Source organism: Stenotrophomonas sp. Pemsol (assembly GCF_003586545.1).
Classification (GTDB): Bacteria; Pseudomonadota; Gammaproteobacteria; order Xanthomonadales; family Xanthomonadaceae; genus Stenotrophomonas; species Stenotrophomonas sepilia.
Genome location: NZ_CP025780.1, coordinates 2,274,881 through 2,291,134 on the forward strand (window position 1 = coordinate 2,274,881; position 16,254 = coordinate 2,291,134).

A 16,254-nucleotide genomic window follows, 5' to 3' on the forward strand; every position below is an offset into this window, starting at 1 on the left:
CCTGTAGAGGCTGGAGTTGGGGTCAGACTTTCTATGTAACGCTGCCTCACACTGAGTAGCGCAGAGGCGAGGTCAATTCACAGCCCGACGGCATCGCACAAATCTAGGTCGAGGTTGGCGCCCTTATAGACACGCATGAGGCGCGGCAGTCTAACGAAGGGAGATGGCGAGTCAATGCAACTATGCGGAATCTGATGAAAGGTGGCGACGCAATTGAAACCACCGCTTCCATCTTTCCCCCACAAGGCCATACCGTTGGGCTGTGTTGGCTGTAACCAACTTTTGAACGTAAGAGTGCGCGAGGTACGGGGCTCCAGCGGACAAGGGGTCGATAGCGTCATGCTTGCGCTGTGATAGCTGACGGCATCCTTGTGCGGCGCATCGGCCGCTTGCCAACTACAGCGAAGGGATGCACTGGAAGCGCCAGCGGCATGTGGCGCGCGGCACCGCGCTGGTCCAGACGACGTCGTTTGGCCTGCGCAGTGGACATGCCCTGCAGGGCCTTGCGGAGCGGATTGGTGCGCCTGACATCGAACTCGACCCGGACCCGGACCATGAGCTGCCCGAACAGGGTGTCAAGCCAATGCCCGATGTGGACCTGATCGACTTAATGCGGACCTTCATTGCCCATGCCCTCAGGCTCTCTGCAATGCCTCCAGTCACTTCGTCAGCAGGAACCCCGCGCAGATCGTAAAGGAGGTTCGTTCTACTACACCGGCTATGAGCCCGGTGTTGCAGGCGTTCCAGATGAATCGACGCGAGGAGCTGCAGGATGGCGTTCGCCGGCACCTCGCCAAGCTGCATCAGCAGTTGTTGTCCGGGGCGGTGCTAGAGAAGCGGCGAAAGAGGATGGAGGCCCGGTCAGCATTCGCTGAAAGCAGATTAAGGGCTAAGTAGAGCCCCAGAACGCTCGAACAGCTTCGACGCGTGGACTTGGACTGGATCAAACCTAGCAACGCCGGTAGGCTACTACTGCGACGCGAAGGCGGCTCGAGTTCTCTTAGACCAATCACAAGGCAGTCACCACATCGATGTTCACCAAATCAATTTCCAACATTGAGACTGTTCATGCGATCCGGTCGGAGCTCAATGAAGCCTTTAGCCCGGGCGCACCCGTGCTTGAAAGGGATCTTTTCGCCGGCCGACTGGACCAGTTGCGCTTGCTGATTGATGCGGTGGAGCAGCGCGGTCGTCACGCGTTGATATTCGGAGAGCGAGGCGTTGGAAAAACATCTCTAGCAAACGTGCTGAACCTAGTCGTCCGCAATCCTCTCTTCAAAACCCTGTATGCAAAACTAAATGCCGAACCCGGGGAGAATTTTACTAGCCTTTGGAAAAAGATCTTCCGTAGGCTTATGACTGACGCGCGAGTGGACAGGGAGATCGCACAGCTATTCGAAAATATTTGCGATCAGCATTATGGCGAGCTATCTATTGACGACATTGTGGTGACGTTGAGCGCCATACCTGCAAGAGCATCGGCGCTGATCGTCATCGATGAATTCGACCGAATCCAATCGACCGAGGTCACGGCGGCGATTGCTGACACACTTAAGGCTCTCTCAGATTACTCGAGTCGGGCGACTATTGTCCTAGTTGGCGTAGCTGATGACGTTGGCCAACTTATCGAGGGGCATCGCTCCGTTGCCCGCGCGATGGTTCAGGTGAAGATGCCTCGAATGTCACAGCAGGAGCTGGCCCAGATTATTGCCACCCGCTACAAGCGTTGCGGCATGCGAGCAGATGAGGAAGCGATGTGGAAGATGACTTTCCTAGCGCGCGGACTGCCATTCTATGCGCAGCTTATCGGCATGCATTCCGGACGCGCGGCTCTCGATGAGCATCGTCGAGAGATCAATGCCGTTGACGTGAGCAGCGCGCTAAGCGCCTCTGTCAGCGAACTGGATCAAAGCATTCAAGATAGCTATATGAAGGCTATTCGCAGCCCACGTAATGATGCACTCTTTGCGCATGTGCTGCTCGCATGTGCGCTGGCCAAAGGAGACGAACTCGGTGCATTCCAGCAATCCGCGGTCACTCAACCCCTGAATCGCATCCTTCCAGGTAAGAACTACAAGCCAGCAACATTCGCGTCCCATATGAACGAATTCTGCAATGAGCAGAGGGGCGGCGTATTGCACCGAGATGGCGAATCAAGAAATTATCGCTATCGATTTAGCGACCCGCTTATGCAACCATTCGTCATACTGAAGGGCTTAGCAACCGGAATGATTGACGACGATACCGCCGAGGTCTATCAGAATCGTCGTCAGCTCGAACTTTCGGACCAATGGTGACTAGTCTAGGACTTAACTGCTAAAGAGGCCGCGTGCCTCTCTAGTTCTTCGAAATCGGACGGCACAGTTCCGCGCTTCAATAGGGCCTTAAATACGACATAGACATCGGTACGCGCCCCCGCCTTCCGAAGTGTATTCTCGTCGTTGTACCAGGCGTAGATGATAGTTCGCCTGTCGCTGCGGAACTGGAAGAACAATCGATATCTCGACGGCATGCCCCCTTTCACTCGACGCCATGCGGCACGACCAAGTGTACTCACGACATAATCAACGTGAGTTGGGTCCTGGGGTACACGCTCAAAAATTACCCGGTCAAGGCGATCGAGCAACTTCCAATCGGGAGAATCCGCGAATCCTTCTGGATCATCTTCAGCCTTACGCTCGACTGCAGCAAGAAGCTGCTCGTACTTTTCCAAGAAAAGGCGATGCGCCTTCAACTTCCATCCCTTGACGATCAAGCAGCCCCCTAGCTGAAGAATCGCAGCTCAACGAAAGCCGCGAGGGCGCCAAGCTTACCCCTCCGAGTGGGCGCCTTGGAAGCGCTCAGCCTTCAGTCGAAGGAGAGACACCCGGTCACGCAAGGCGGCCGTCAAATCAACGATCGCATCGCCAGACCTCACTTCCCTGTCGAACATGGACAGCATCAACGCCTCTGCCACCTCAACATCGTCGGCAAAGCTCAGATCAACAGATTTCGCAACGCCATTCATAATCACTCCTTGACTCCGGGCAGCACAAAGGGCAAGCAATCGCCCGCCCTCGAACCGTTAAAAGCCATAAATTTCTCGGTGTCAAGTCTATTGACAACTGTAAAAAGTGTCAACCTTTGGTAGCTAAGCAGCCGTCACCAGATTTGGTATCTGTCCCTTTGCACCTTCGCGCGGAGTCCACTCCCGGCCCCCAATACCCGCAACCGATTGATTTAACAAAACAAATTCTCAGAGAATCACCACCTCACTAAGCTGGCGGCCTGCGCGGCTCCAGCCCTTCCTTGACCCGCTCCAACCCCTTCGCCCCCCGTCTCGGCCAAGCGCTGAGCCTATTGCAGGTGCTCGCGGGTCGGCGGCAGGCCGGGCAGCGGTTCGAGCGGTTCGCTCGGCCTGGTGTCCAGCAGCCGGGCCACGGCTGCTCGCAGGCGCAACTCTAGGTAGACCTGACCGCGCACCAGAGCTCGGCGTAGCGCTTGCGTTGGGCCAGGCTCGCCGCTCACACGTCTGTGCCTACAGCAACCAAAAGCTGCAGCGCTCAGCAGTTCCAGCTTGGGCTGGCCGACCGTCCTATCAGGGCTCGCCGCATCGGAAGCCATCATGGGCGCGGCTGAAAGTTCGGCAGCAGTTCGAGCAGAATCGACCTTTGCAGGTGGATGGGTAAGCGGGCGGGTAGCGAAAGCTGTAGAAACGAAAAAGCCCCTATTTCTAGGAGCTTTTTGCAAAGACTGGCGGAGAGAGTGGGATTCGAACCCACGGAAGGTTTGACCCTTCGCCGGTTTTCAAGACCGGTGCCTTAAACCGCTCGGCCATCTCTCCAATCGGGTCCCGGTCGCCCGGGCAGCGGCGTATTCTCGCACGTGAAGGGCATTTGCCCAAGACCACCCTTGCTCCCGACCTTCGCATCCGGCACGGTGGGGCCTTCACTGCAATCGGAGCCCCCATGGCCCATCTCGACCTGGCCAACCTGCGCACCACCCTGCTGGACGACACCCAGCTGGCCGCAGTGGCCCTGCACCGCACGTTCGCCGGGCACCTGCCGGTCAGCAGCGGGCACCTGGTGGTCTGCGATCCGCTGGTCCAGGCCGAAGCGCCCGCGCTGGCCGACTACACCGCCCCGCTGGGCCGGCATGCGGTCGAGATCATCGTGCACAGCGGCCGCCCGGCACTGGCCGTGGTCTGGTTCAAGCCCCGCGAAGCCCTCACGGCATCTGCCCTGCACTGGCAGATGGCGCGCTGGACCACGCAGGACCTGACCGGACTGGATGAGGACAGCTTCATCGGCTACCCGGTCGACGCCGGCATCGGCTGCTTCATGGACACCGACACCCAGCAGGCACTGCTGGCCCTGATCGAACGGGCCGATGGCGACGAAGGCGGCGAGTGGTCGGATGCGCTGATCGACCATGACGGCTTGGATGAGGGCGCCGAATACCGCCCTTGGGGCGAGGACTCACCATACGGCCTGGTCGTATTCACCAGCGGCTGGGGCGACGGCGTTTACCCCAGCTACTGGGCGCTGGATACGTCCGGCATTCCAGTCGCTCTGGTCACCGATTTCCTGTGCATCCAGAGCGGAGACGGGCGCGACGAGCGCGAGATCGCCGACCAGGCCTATCGCGACAGCCTCCCATACGAAGAGGCTGAAGCGCTGGCACGGCTTGTAGCGGCGGTGGAACGCGATGATGCTAACGCATTGCGCGACCTGCTGAAGGATGCGCCACAGCGCGCCAACCAGATCGAGCCTGGTTGCGGCGGCACCGCCGTGTTCGAGGCGATCCGTCTGGACCGCCCAGAGGCATTGCGGGTACTCCTGCAGGGCGGCGCGTTGCCGGCAATGCCCGAGCGGCTGCACATGAGCAAGGTGACCAGCTACCTGGACTATGCGCGCTTCCTGAAGAAGCCACGCAGCGCGGAGCTGATGGCGGTGCTGGAAGCACCGGTCATGGCCGAGCCCACACCGGCCGCACCGCCGCAGCGCAGCTTCTGGGACCGGTTGTTCGGGCGGAAGTGACCGGGGCCGGAAAGCAGCAACGCCGGGCATGGCCCGGCGCTACCGTTTCACAGATTGGCGGTGCAGTTGCGGGCAGGTGCCTCAGCCCGCATCCACTGCCAACGCGCCCAGCGCACTGGCCTTGATCCGCTCCTTGGCCTTTTCACAGGCGCCACCGCAATCCAGGCGCGAGGCCTCCAGCTGCGGCGGCAGGTGCTCGGCCAGGAAGTCGATGAACACGCGCACCGCCGGCAGCAGGCCGCGGCGCGAGGCGAACACGGCGTGGCACACGCCCTGCGGCAGTGACCAGTCCGGCAGCACCACTTCCAGCTCGCCGTTGCGCACGGCGTCGGCGCACACGGTCTCCGGCAGCATGGTGATGCCGAAACCGTCCTTCACCATGCTCTGCAGCAGCGGGAAGTCGAAACCGGCCACGCGCGGCTGCAAGTCGACCCGGCGCACTTCGCCTTCCGGGCCATGCAGTTCCCAGCGCTGGCGTGCTTCGTCTTCGCTGATGCTGAGGGTGACGTGCTGGGTGAGCTCTTCCGGGTCCTTGGGGCGTCCGGCGCGGTCCAGGTACTTCGGGCTGGCCACCAGCAGTTCCTGCACCTGGCCGAAGCTGCGCATCACCAGGCTGCCGTCGTCATCCAGGCGCGAACGCACGCGCAGGGCGACGTCGTAGCCTTCATTGATGATATCCACGCGGCGGTTGCTGATGTTCAGCTGCAGCCGCACCTTCGGGTACTGCTCAAGGAACTTGGGCAGCAGCTTGGGCAGCTGCATCTGCGCCAGTGACACCGGCACGCTGGCGCGCACCACGCCGCGCGGCTCCGCGCTGAGGCGGTCCACCACTTCGCGGGCGGCCTGGGCCTCGGCCAGCATTGTCTGCGCATGGCGATGCACGCTGGTGCCGACATCGGTGACCGCGAAACGGCGCGTGGAGCGCTGCAGCAGGCGTACCCCCAGGTCGGTTTCCAGCTGGCTGATGCGGCGGCTCAGGCGCGACTTGGGAATACCCAGTGCGCGCTCGGCGGCGGCGAATCCGCCGTGGTCGACCACCATCGCGAAGTAGTACAGGTCATTCAGGTCATGCATACCCGAGTTCCATATCTAGAACAATACGTGGCATTCAACCACCTTTATTCCGCCTTTGCAACAACCTATCGTTCTCTCCGTCGGCGGGGCCACCCCGCCCCTTCCTCCCAGAACACAGGTGACTGCCATGAAGCTTCTGCATCTCGACGCCAGCGTGCTTGGCGACAACTCCGTCTCGCGCCAGCTGTCGGCCGCTGTGGTCGCCCGCTTCGCCAGCCAGATCGATGGCCTGCAGGTCGATTATCGCGATCTTGACGCCAATCCGGTACCGCATCTGCGCAGCAGCTCGCTGGCCAAGACCGACGCGGCCGAGGCGACCGACGCTGAACAGGTGATGCAGCAGTTCCTGGACGCCGACATCGTGGTGATCGGCGCGCCGATGTACAACTTCAGCATTCCATCCACGCTGAAGGCCTGGATCGACCGCGTGGCCGTGGCCGGCCGCACCTTCAAGTACACCGAGAACGGCCCGGTGGGCCTGGCCGGTGGCAAGCGGGTGATCATCGCCAGCAGCCGTGGCGGCATCTACACCGACTCGCCGGCCGACTTCCAGGAGCCGTTCCTGCGCCAGGTGTTCGCCTTCATGGGCATCAACGAGGTCGAATTCGTGCGCGCCGAAGGCATCGCCTATTCGCCGCAGCACCGTGAAGACGCCATTGCCGGTGCGCTGGCGGCACTTCCGTCGCACGAAGCGGCCGAAGCCGTCGCTGCGTAACGCGTTCCAACGTTCGGCGCCCCTCTCTCCTCGTCTGGGCGCTGAACGCGGGCCGGGATCCCCTCCCCCATCCCGGCCCACCCTGGCGGCCCCGCTGTGCGGGGCCGTCTTCTTTTGCGACGCGCTAGGCTGGGGGCATGAACTACATCGTGACGGCTGCGCACCGCAGCGAATTTCCGCACCCGATCACCCTGCGCCGCGGCCAGGCGCTGGTAGTGGGCGAACGCTATGAAGGCCCGGAGGGCTGGGACGACTGGTTCCTGTGCGAGGCCGAGGGGCAGCAGCCCGGCTTCGTGCCGGCGCCGGTGATCGGCCGCGATGCGCAGGGTGGCGCGTTTGCCACCGAGGATTACTGCGCGCGGGAGCTGGATGTGGATCCGGGGCAGCTGCTGCGAGGGATGCGCACGCTTAACGGGTGGGCATGGTGCATGCCGGAGGCCGGCGAACCGGGATGGGTGCCGTTGGAGAAGCTGCGCGCTGTGGAGTGATCGCCGGGGTTCATCCACGCATGGCGTGGATCTACTGGGGCATCGTTGAATTCATGCCCGGCGCGTGCAACATCCTCAAGTAGATCCACGCCATGCGTGGGTACGGTGCCATGCAAGCATGGCACCCACCCAGCCAGAGAATCAGGCGATGGTTTCCAGGCCGCCCATGTACGGGCGCAGGGCCTCCGGCACGGTGATGCTGCCGTCGACGTTCTGGTAGTTCTCCATCACCGCGATCATCGCGCGGCCAACCGCCACGCCCGAGCCGTTCAGGGTATGCACCAGCTCAGGCTTGCCGGTGGCCGGGTTGCGCCAGCGCGCCTGCATGCGGCGGGCCTGGAAGTCACCACAGTTCGAGCACGAGGAGATCTCGCGGTAAGTCTCCTGCGACGGCAGCCAGACTTCCAGATCGTAGGTCTTCACCGCCGAGAAGCCCATGTCGCCGGTGCACAGCAGCACCTTGCGGTACGGCAGGCCCAGCTTTTCCAGCACCACTTCGGCACAGCGGGTCATGCGCTGGTGCTCGGCGTCGCTGTCTTCCGGGCGGCTGATCGAGACCAGCTCGACCTTCTCGAACTGGTGCTGGCGGATCATGCCGCGCACGTCGCGGCCCCCGCTGCCGGCCTCGGCACGGAAGCACATCGAGTGGGCGGTCATGCGCAGCGGCAGGCGCTCGGCGTCGACGATCTCGTCGCGCACGATGTTGGTCAGCGGCACTTCCGAGGTCGGGATCAGGTACCGCGTGGAGTCGCCCACGGCGGTCTTGAACAGGTCGTCCTCGAACTTCGGCAGCTGGCTGGTGCCACGCAGCGAATCGGCGTTGACCAGCAGCGGCACGTTGGTTTCCTCATAGCCGTGCTCACCGGTGTGCAGGTCGACCATGAACTGGGCCAGCGCACGGTGCAGGCGCGCGATCGGGCCGCGCAGTACGGTGAAGCGCGAGCCGGACAGCTTGGCCGCGGTCTCGCCGTCCAGCCAGCCGTTGCGCGCACCCAGCTCAACGTGGTCGAGCACCTTGAAGTCGAACTGGCGCGGAGTACCCCAGCGCGCCTGCTCGACATTGTCGTTCTCGTCGGCACCGGCCGGCACGTCATCGGCCGGCAGGTTCGGAATCCCCATAGAGATCGCTTCGATCTTCTCGCGCAGCTCGTCCAGCGCCACTTCCGAGGCCTTCAGCTCGTCGGCGAATGCAGCGACCTCGGCCATGATGGCCGACACGTCCTCGCCCTTGGCCTTGGCCTGGCCGATGGCCTTGGAACGGCTGTTGCGCAGGCTCTGCAGCTCCTGGGTACGCACCTGGATGCGCTTGCGATCGGCCTCCAGGGACTCCAGGGCAGACACGTCGAGCTCGAAGCCGCGGCTGGTGCGCAGGCGTTCGGCGAGGTCGGCGGGCTGGTGGCGGAGCAGGGCTGGATCAAGCATGGCAGGTGTCGTGGTGGGTATCAGGGATGGGATTATCGCTTGTTATACGGATTTCTGCCGCCCGGTTCATTCCCGCCGTGGCAGAATCGGGGCATTCCGTACTGGTCCGGTCCATGTCTGCACCCCGCTCGTCGTCCGCCAAGTCGTTTACCGTGCATATCCCGCGCAACGCCCTGAAGATCGCCGGCATCGCCTTCGGCGTGGGCGTACTGCTGTTCGTGCTGGTCTGGTACACCGGTCGCGACAAGGAATTCTTCCGCGCCGACCCGGCCGCACAGACCCCACAGGAGACGGCGCAGGTGGAACCGCTGCCCGAACCGCTGGCTGCGGCCGCCGGTTCCAGCGACATGCCCGATGCCAAGCCGGCCCCGGTCGAGGAGGAAGCCCCGAAGCTGGTCGAAACCCCGCCGCCACCGCCGGCGCCCGTCGCTGAAGCGGCCCCGGTCGCACCGGCCCCGGCGCCGGCTGCTACAGGCAACAGCCAGCCGATGCCGATTGCCGGCCAGTCGCCTCCACCGGCCTACCCGGCCGCCGCGCTGCGCGCCGGCGAGACCGGCAGCGTGGTGGTGCGCGTGGACGTGGATGCCACCGGCTATCCGAACAATGCCACGGTGATCCAGCGCAGCGGCTCACGCGAGCTCGACCGTGCCGCGACCGATGCGGTGCGCCGCTGGCGCTTCACCCCGGCGCAGAGCAACGGCCAGGCCGTACCGGGCAGCATTGAAGTGCCGTTCGACTTCAAGACCCAGTAACTGAACGTTTCCCGGCAGGCAAACTGAACCCTGCCGGTCGCGTTGACGCAACGCTGACACTTCCCGCCACTGGCCCGCGCAACACTCTCCCCGTCGTCCATTGACGGAAGGAGTTTGCGATGACCGCCACCACCCACGAAGACCTTCATTCGCCGCAGCTGCAGCAGGACGCCAGCGAACAGCACAAGCCCACGTCGCCCTGGATGTGGATCGCGCTGATCGTGGCGATGTTTGCCGCCGCGCTGCTCTGGCTGCGTCACTCGAACCAGGAAGACGTGGCGCCGGCACCGGTCGGCGAGCGCATGCTGCCCGCGCCCGAGCAGGCGCCGGTCGCCGATGTACAACAGCCTGCGGCCCGCCAGGCCGCAGCGGCCGGCAACCAGCGCAAGGCCCCCCCTGCCGTACGCAATCGCGAGGCACGCCCGCTGGCAGGCAACAGCAAGCCGACCTACCCCGCTGCCGCGCTGCGCAATGGCGTGCAGGGCAGCGTGATCGCCAGCCTGAATGTCGATGCCCGCGGCCAGGTCACCAATGCTGCGATTGTTTCGCGCAGCGGCGAGCGCAGCCGTGACCTGGATCGTGCGGTGCTGAGCGCCGTGCAGAACTGGAAGTTCCAGCCGGCGATGCATGAAGGCCGTGCAGTGGCCAGTGTGGTGCGGGTCCCGGTGGATTTCCGTACCGGACAGCGTTGATCGCGGACGAGGGGTTCGTGATGTTTAGACGGAGGCTTCGGCCTCCGTCCTTTTATGCGGAGAAGCGTGCCGACCAAGGTCGGCACCTACCGAGCGATGTGAGCGCGCCGACCGAGGTCGGCACCTACCGGACAGGGGGCGCGTGCCAACCATGGTTGGCACCTACCGGAAAACCTGATCGGCCGATCAGGCCAGGTTGAAGCCGGCGCTGCGTGCCAGGCCGTCGAAGTCCGGGAAGGAGGTGGCGACGTTGGCGATGTCGTTGATGCGCACTTCGCCGTCGCTGATCTGGCCGGCAATGGCAAACGCCATGGCAATACGGTGGTCACCGTGGCTTTCGATGGTGCCGCTGCCCAGGCGCACGCCCCCGTGCAGGGTGGCGCCGTCTTCGGTCTCGTCCACCTGCATGCCCAGCGCTCGCAGGCCGGTGGCCATCGCCGCAAGGCGGTCGGATTCCTTCACTCGCAGTTCGGCCGCACCGCTCACCACGGTCTGGCCCTCGGCGGCCGCGGCGGCCACGAACAGCGCCGGGAACTCGTCGATCATGTCCGGCACCAGCGCTTCCGGAATGCGTGCGCCCTTCAGCGGGGCGTAGCGCACCACCAGGTCGGCCACCGGTTCACCGCCCTGTTCTGCCGGGTTCTCTTCGCTGACGTCCGCACCCATCAGGCGCAGCGCATGCAGCAGGCCAGTGCGACGCGGATTCAGGCCGACCTGCTTCAGGCGCAGCTCGGAACCGGGAATGATGCTGGCGGCGACCAGGTAGAACGCGGCCGAAGAGAAATCGGCGGGTACCACGATATCCGTGGCGCGCAGGCGCTGGCCACCGCGCAGGCGGGCCTTGCCCGGCGAAAACGCGATGTCCACGCCGAATGCGGACAACATGCGCTCGGTGTAGTCGCGGGTCGGGTGCGGTTCGGTCACGCTGGTTTCGCCCTGCGCATACAGCCCGGCCAGCAGCACCGCCGACTTGACCTGCGCACTGGCCACCGGCGAGGCGAAATCGATGCCGTGCAGCGCTTGGCCACCATGCACGTGCAGCGGCGGCGTGCCGTCGTCCTGGGTGTCGATCCTTGCGCCCATCTGCGACAGCGGGCCGGTCACGCGGCGCATCGGGCGGCCGGACAGCGATTCATCGCCGATCAGCGTGCAGTCGAACGACTGCCCCGCCAGCAGGCCGGCCAGCAGGCGCATGCCGGTACCGGCATTGCCGCAATCCAGCGGTGCATCCGGCGCCTTCAGGCCATCGATACCGACGCCGTGCACGACGCGCTGCGACGGGCTGGGCGTTTCGATGCGCACCCCCAGCTGGCTGAAGATGCGCGCCGTGGCACGGGTGTCCTCACCTTCCAGGAAGCCCTCGATGTGCGAGGTGCCATCGGCCAGCGCGGCAAACATCACCGAGCGGTGCGAGACCGACTTGTCGCCGGGAATGGTCAGGCTGCCCTGCAGCGGCTGGCCCTTGCGGGCAATCCAGTGTTGCGCGTTGCTCATCGTTCGATCATTCCGTAAACACCGGCAGCGCCGGCGATGCATCAGGGAGCGGCGGCTGTTGCCGCCACAGCAGCACTCAGGGCACGGCCACCGGATAGGAGCCCAGCACCTTGATCTGCGCCGAGTGCGCTTCCAGTTCGGCCAGCGCGGCCTGCATCGGCGCGTCGTCGATATGACCGGCCAGGTCGATGAAGAAACCGTACTCCCACTTGCCGTGGTGTGACGGCCGCGACTCGATTCGGTTCATGCTGATGCCGTGGCGGGCGAACGGGCTGAGCACGTCGAACAGCGCACCGGGCTTGTCATGGATGAACACCAGCACCGAGGTGCGGTCGTGCCCGGAGGTCGGGAAAATGTTGCGACCCACCACCAGGAAGCGGGTGGTGTTGTCGGCATCGTTCTGGATCGGCTTGGTGACCACCTTCTTCAGGCCGTACACGTGACCGGCACTCTCGCCGCCGATGGCCGCCGCGTCGTCGGCGTTGCGCGCACGACGCGCGCCTTCGGCGTTGCTCGACACCGGAATCTTCTCGGCCTTCGGCAGGTTGGCGCGCAGCCACGCCGAGGTCTGCATGAACGACTGCGGGTGCGCGTAGATGCGCTCGATGTCCTCGATGCGGCCGCTGCGCGACATCAGGTACTGCTGCACGCGCAGTTCCACTTCGCCGCAGATCTTCAGGTTGGAAGTCAGGAACATGTCCAGGGTGATCTGGATGGTGCCCTGCCCCGAATTCTCCACCGGCACCACGCCGAAATCGGCGTTGCCCGCTTCCACTTCCTGGAACACCTCTTCGATGCTGGCCATCGGCAGGCCCAGCGCCGAGCGGCCGAAGTGCTTGAGCACGGCCTGCTGGCTGAAGGTGCCTTCCGGGCCGAGGTAACCGATCTTCAGCGGCTCCTGCTGGGCCAGGCAGGCCGACATGATCTCGCGGTAGACGTGCACCAGCAGTTCATCGCTGAGCGGGCCTTCGTTGCGGTCCACCACCATGCGCAGCACCTGCGCTTCGCGCTCGGGGCGGTAGTAGTCGACGGCGGCGGCGAGCTTGCCCTTGGCCTTGCCGACCTGGTGGGCGAAGCGCGCGCGCTCGGCGATCAGGCTCTGGATGTCGCGGTCGATCTGGTCGATCTTCGAGCGCACATCGGCCAGCGCCAGCGGCGCCAGGGTGGGTGCCGGGTTCGAGGTGGCCTTGGCCTTGCCCTTCGCCTTGGTGGGCACGCTGTCCTTGGCCGGTTCGGCCTTCTTCGGCGCCTTCTTGCTGGATTTGCTGCTTGCCATCGGAATTCCTTGTTGCGGGGAACGCACCCGACGGTGCGCGCCGTTCATTGCTCAGCCGTGACGCTGCTGGAAATCGGCCATGAAGGCGACCAGCGCCTCGGCCCCGGCCAGCGGCATGGCGTTGTACAGCGAGGCACGGATGCCACCGACGACCTTGTGCCCCTTCAGCGCCAGCAGGCCAGCGGCCTTGGCCTCGGCCACGAAGCGGGCATCGAGATCGGCATCGGGCAGGAAGAACGGGATGTTCATCCGCGAACGGGCCGCGTGTGCAACCTCATTGCGGTAGAAGCCGCCGGAGCCGTCGATGGCGCCGTACACCAGCGCGGCCTTGGCGGCATTGCGCCTGGCGAACTCGGTCACGCCGCCCTCGGCCAGCATCCACTTGAACACCAGACCGGCCAGATACCAGTTCCAGGTCGGCGGGGTGTTCAGCATCGAATCGCGGGCGACATGCGAGCGGTAATCGAAGATGTCCGCGCGTGGCTGGCCACTGCGCTCGAGCAGGTCGCGGCGGATGATCATCACCGCGATGCCGACCGGACCCAGGTTTTTCTGCGCACCGGCATAGATCACGCCGTAGCGGCGCACGTCCAGCGGCTCGCTGGCGATGGACGAGCTGAAGTCGGCGATCAGCGGAACGTTGCCGGTGTCGGGCACATCACGGAACTCGACGCCGTGGATGGTCTCGTTGGCGGTGATGTGCACGTAGGCGGCATCGGGTGACAGCTGCCAGTCGGCGCGCGGCGGCAGCGTGCGATAGCCATCGGCCTCGCTGCTGGCGGCGATGTTGACGTCCACGTAGACACCGGCCTGCCTGACCGCGGTCTTGCCCCAGTGGCCACTGACCACGTAGTCGGCACGCTGGCCGGGGGCGGCGAAGTTCAGCGGGATCAACGCCTGCTGGGTGGTGGCACCACCGGACAGGAACAGCACCGCATAGTCTTCGGGAATATCGAGCAGGCGACGCAGGTCGGCCTCGGCCTCGGCGGCCACGGACATGAATTCCGCGCCGCGATGGCTCATTTCCACGATCGAAGCGCCGGACCCGTGCCAGTCCAGCATTTCCGCCTGCGCCTGGCGCAGGACCGATTCCGGCAAGGTCGCAGGGCCGGCACTGAAGTTGAACGCGCGCGTCATGTCACACCTGTGGGGCAAGACCCCTAGTATGCCGCAGTGCACCAGCCTTGCGGCCTTGTGCGGCAAGGGAAATTTGGTTTCATCGGAATCCATCGGCAACGCGACCGGGTAGTGCCGGCCGCTGGCCGGCAACCTAACGGATTCGGGGCGGCGGTTGCCGGCCAGCGGCCGGCACTACCGTCAGCGCGCGCCGAACCAGAGCAGCAGGCTGAGCAGCGCGGCCAGCAGCAGCGCACTGACCAGCAGCCACGGCCAGCGCCGCACCCTGCGCGGCGCGGCCGGCAGCACCGGCGCCTGTTCCACGTCCTCGCCCGACTCGTCCTCGACCGGCAACGACCGTCGGCGCGGATCATGCGGCACTTCCAGCACGAAACGGTGCTGGCCATCGAACACCACCTGGTCGCCGGCCTGCAGCCAGCAATGGCGCACGGCCACGCCATTGACGCGGGTGCCGTCGGCACTGCCGAGATCGCGCAGCAGCACGCGTTCGCCGTGCACTTCCACGCGGGCATGCTGCTCGGCAAAAGCCGGGTCATCGATGGCGATGTCGGCCTCGTTGCCACGCCCGATCAGGCGGGCCCGCGACAGGGTGAAGCTGCGGCCATGATGGAGACCGCCGACACCGCGCAGCAGCCGCTGCTGCTCGTCGCTGCCATCTTCGGCTTTCGGCGCAGGCGCCTGCAGCAGGCTTTCGACCTCGCCCTGCAGGACCATCTCCACGCCATCCACATACACCGCATCGCCTGCACGCAGCAGGGCCATCCGGCGTACCGGGCGACCGTTGACGTGGACGCCGCGGATGCCGTTGCCGACCTGCAGCCAGAGGCCGCGATCATCCATGCAGAACTGGGCCAGCAGCAGTGCGCCGTGGCCAGGATCTCCGAGCCGCACGCTGCCGTTGGCCTGGCGCACGATGCGCTGCACCCCGGGCCGCAAGGGCTGGTCGGGCTGTTGTTGTTGACTGAAGTGAACAAGCAGGTTCTGCACGCGGCGCAGCCTAGCAGGTTGGTCGCCAACGAAGAAGAACCCACGATGAGTGCTTGGCGCGGCGGCCCTTGATGCGCACAATGCTTGCCCTCTTCGACCATCCCCGCCCTGCGCCAGGAGCCTGCATGTCCACCATCGATGTCCGCCACGCCCACGCCCTGCCCGATGCACAGGCGCGCGCCGCGATCGAACAGGTCGCTGCCAAGCTGTCCGAGCGCTTTGGCCTGAAGTCGTCCTGGACCGCCGACGTACTGAACTTCTCCGGCAGCGGCGTGGACGGTGCGATCGAACTGCAGCCGGGCGCGGTGCGCGTAACCGCCAAGCTGGGCTTCCTGCTGTCGGCGATGAAGGGCATGGTCGAAGGCGAGATCCAGCGTGTGCTGAAGGAAAAGCTGGGCTGAACCCCGGCGGCGGCCGTCACGGCCGTGCAACGCCGGTGCGCGCTACTCTCGGGGGCAGGCCCAACTCCCACGGGAAGTGCGATGAACCACTACGAGAACGACGACCGCCGCAACGACGATGCCTCTTTCGGTGACCAGGCCGAGCGCTTCTCGCGCAAGCTGAGCGATTCGGCCCAGCAGGTCTGGCTGGCCGGGTTGGGTGCGCTGGGTCGCGCCCAGGCCGAGGGCAGCCGCTTCTTCGACGGCCTTGTGAAGGAAGGCGAAGCCTGGGAAGCCCGCCGCCGTGAACGCAACGGCGACCAGGGCCCGGGCTGGCGTGACAATGTCGAGACCTCGCTGGACGAGGCCCGCGAGAAGGCCTCCGGCACCTGGAACAAGGTCGAGAAGGCCTTCGATGACCAGGTGCAGGGCGTACTCAAGCGCCTGCATGTACCCACCGCCGACGAAGTGACCGCGCTGGAGGCGCGCATTGATGCCCTGCACGCGCGCCTGGCCAAGCTGGAAAACCGCGCCGCGTCCGGCACCGATGCCCCTGCTCCGGGCAGCCATCAGTCACCGGACAGCGTGCCCTGACCACGATTGTTGCAATGCAATAAAAATTGGTTGACAATCGCGAGCAACCCGCCAATCGCTTCGGCTGCCGTTTGTTCCCTCCCCTCACGGCTTCAGGATTGGCGGGTTTTTCGTGCCCGCTGTACGCCGATCTGCGCGCTCCATCACGCTTTCTGTCAGGAACATCCTGACCCGGCCAGGCACCGCGACCTTTACACTGTCGTTCTCCGCTTTCGCCCCTTCCGC

The 16,254-nt window shown here is 64.8% G+C and carries 16 protein-coding genes, 1 tRNA gene and 2 pseudogenes; 9 read left to right on the top strand and 10 right to left on the bottom strand.

Annotation, left to right across the window (positions count from 1 at the left end; genetic code table 11):
• Positions 1 to 391: 391 nt before the first annotated feature.
• Positions 392 to 828 (top strand): annotated as a pseudogene (locus PEM_RS10645) (helicase IV); the annotation flags it as partial.
• Positions 829 to 1,031: 203 nt separating this feature from the next.
• Positions 1,032 to 2,297, top strand: coding sequence for an ATP-binding protein (locus PEM_RS10650; RefSeq protein WP_111127314.1), 1,266 nt, complete (start codon positions 1,032 to 1,034; stop codon positions 2,295 to 2,297).
• A gap of 5 nt (positions 2,298 to 2,302) precedes the next feature.
• Here PEM_RS10650 and PEM_RS10655 read toward each other — a convergent pair whose 3' ends face one another.
• From PEM_RS10655 to PEM_RS10670, 4 genes and pseudogenes are all read right to left on the bottom strand, one after another.
• The gene (locus PEM_RS10655; RefSeq protein WP_111127316.1) at positions 2,303 to 2,755 is read right to left on the bottom strand and encodes a type II toxin-antitoxin system YhaV family toxin; all 453 of its coding nucleotides are present in this window, start codon (positions 2,753 to 2,755) and stop codon (positions 2,303 to 2,305) included.
• Positions 2,756 to 2,809: 54 nt separating this feature from the next.
• Positions 2,810 to 3,007 carry a hypothetical protein gene (locus tag PEM_RS10660; RefSeq protein WP_111127318.1) on the bottom strand — a complete coding sequence of 66 codons (198 nt, stop codon included), beginning with the start codon at positions 3,005 to 3,007 and terminating at the stop codon, positions 2,810 to 2,812.
• Positions 3,008 to 3,257: 250 nt separating this feature from the next.
• A pseudogene (locus PEM_RS20500) lies at positions 3,258 to 3,503 on the bottom strand (hypothetical protein); the annotation flags it as partial.
• A 230-nt stretch (positions 3,504 to 3,733) separates the two neighbouring features.
• Positions 3,734 to 3,823, bottom strand: a tRNA-Ser gene (locus tag PEM_RS10670).
• Between the two features lie 124 nt (positions 3,824 to 3,947).
• Here PEM_RS10670 and PEM_RS10675 point away from each other — a divergent pair.
• Entirely contained in the window at positions 3,948 to 5,018 is a 1,071-nt protein-coding gene (locus PEM_RS10675) for a DUF4241 domain-containing protein (protein WP_111127343.1), read from the top strand.
• 81 nt (positions 5,019 to 5,099) lie between these two features.
• Here PEM_RS10675 and PEM_RS10680 read toward each other — a convergent pair whose 3' ends face one another.
• Positions 5,100 to 6,092, bottom strand: coding sequence for a LysR family transcriptional regulator (locus PEM_RS10680; RefSeq protein ID WP_005410175.1), 993 nt, complete (start codon positions 6,090 to 6,092; stop codon positions 5,100 to 5,102).
• Positions 6,093 to 6,219: 127 nt separating this feature from the next.
• Between PEM_RS10680 and PEM_RS10685 the strand changes: the two genes are divergently transcribed.
• Together PEM_RS10685 and PEM_RS10690 are read left to right on the top strand one after the other, a co-directional pair.
• On the top strand, positions 6,220 to 6,807 hold the full coding sequence (locus PEM_RS10685) for an NAD(P)H-dependent oxidoreductase (protein WP_005417285.1): 588 nt from the start codon (positions 6,220 to 6,222) through the stop codon (positions 6,805 to 6,807).
• Positions 6,808 to 6,944: 137 nt separating this feature from the next.
• Positions 6,945 to 7,295: a ligand-binding protein SH3 gene (locus PEM_RS10690; RefSeq protein ID WP_111127345.1), complete on the top strand. Its 351-nt coding sequence runs from the start codon at positions 6,945 to 6,947 to the stop codon at positions 7,293 to 7,295.
• A gap of 141 nt (positions 7,296 to 7,436) precedes the next feature.
• Here PEM_RS10690 and serS read toward each other — a convergent pair whose 3' ends face one another.
• Entirely contained in the window at positions 7,437 to 8,717 is a 1,281-nt protein-coding gene (serS, locus tag PEM_RS10695; protein ID WP_005417289.1) for a serine--tRNA ligase, read from the bottom strand.
• A gap of 113 nt (positions 8,718 to 8,830) precedes the next feature.
• On the opposite strand from serS, the gene PEM_RS10700 reads away from it, so the two are divergent.
• Positions 8,831 to 9,469, top strand: a complete 639-nt coding sequence (locus PEM_RS10700; RefSeq protein WP_005417291.1) for an energy transducer TonB — start codon at positions 8,831 to 8,833, stop codon at positions 9,467 to 9,469.
• Between the two features lie 119 nt (positions 9,470 to 9,588).
• A complete protein-coding gene (locus tag PEM_RS10705; RefSeq protein WP_005417293.1) occupies positions 9,589 to 10,161 on the top strand; it encodes an energy transducer TonB in 573 nt (190 codons plus the stop codon).
• A 186-nt stretch (positions 10,162 to 10,347) separates the two neighbouring features.
• On the opposite strand, the gene aroA is transcribed toward PEM_RS10705, so the two are convergent.
• The 4 genes from aroA to PEM_RS10725 all read right to left on the bottom strand — a co-directional run bounded on the left by aroA (position 10,348) and on the right by PEM_RS10725 (position 15,055).
• Positions 10,348 to 11,655 carry a 3-phosphoshikimate 1-carboxyvinyltransferase gene (aroA, locus tag PEM_RS10710; protein WP_111127347.1) on the bottom strand — a complete coding sequence of 436 codons (1,308 nt, stop codon included), beginning with the start codon at positions 11,653 to 11,655 and terminating at the stop codon, positions 10,348 to 10,350.
• Positions 11,656 to 11,731: 76 nt separating this feature from the next.
• On the bottom strand, positions 11,732 to 12,931 hold the full coding sequence (gene pheA / locus PEM_RS10715) for a prephenate dehydratase (RefSeq protein WP_005417297.1): 1,200 nt from the start codon (positions 12,929 to 12,931) through the stop codon (positions 11,732 to 11,734).
• A gap of 51 nt (positions 12,932 to 12,982) precedes the next feature.
• Positions 12,983 to 14,068 carry a 3-phosphoserine/phosphohydroxythreonine transaminase gene (gene serC / locus PEM_RS10720; protein WP_111127349.1) on the bottom strand — a complete coding sequence of 362 codons (1,086 nt, stop codon included), beginning with the start codon at positions 14,066 to 14,068 and terminating at the stop codon, positions 12,983 to 12,985.
• Between the two features lie 180 nt (positions 14,069 to 14,248).
• Positions 14,249 to 15,055, bottom strand: a complete 807-nt coding sequence (locus tag PEM_RS10725; protein ID WP_032954286.1) for an FHA domain-containing protein — start codon at positions 15,053 to 15,055, stop codon at positions 14,249 to 14,251.
• 125 nt (positions 15,056 to 15,180) lie between these two features.
• Here PEM_RS10725 and PEM_RS10730 point away from each other — a divergent pair, with 125 nt between their 5' ends.
• Together PEM_RS10730 and PEM_RS10735 are read left to right on the top strand one after the other, a co-directional pair.
• On the top strand, positions 15,181 to 15,456 hold the full coding sequence (locus tag PEM_RS10730) for a polyhydroxyalkanoic acid system family protein (RefSeq protein ID WP_005417302.1): 276 nt from the start codon (positions 15,181 to 15,183) through the stop codon (positions 15,454 to 15,456).
• A gap of 81 nt (positions 15,457 to 15,537) precedes the next feature.
• A complete protein-coding gene (locus PEM_RS10735; RefSeq protein ID WP_053497278.1) occupies positions 15,538 to 16,029 on the top strand; it encodes a phasin family protein in 492 nt (163 codons plus the stop codon).
• Positions 16,030 to 16,254 lie beyond the last annotated feature (225 nt).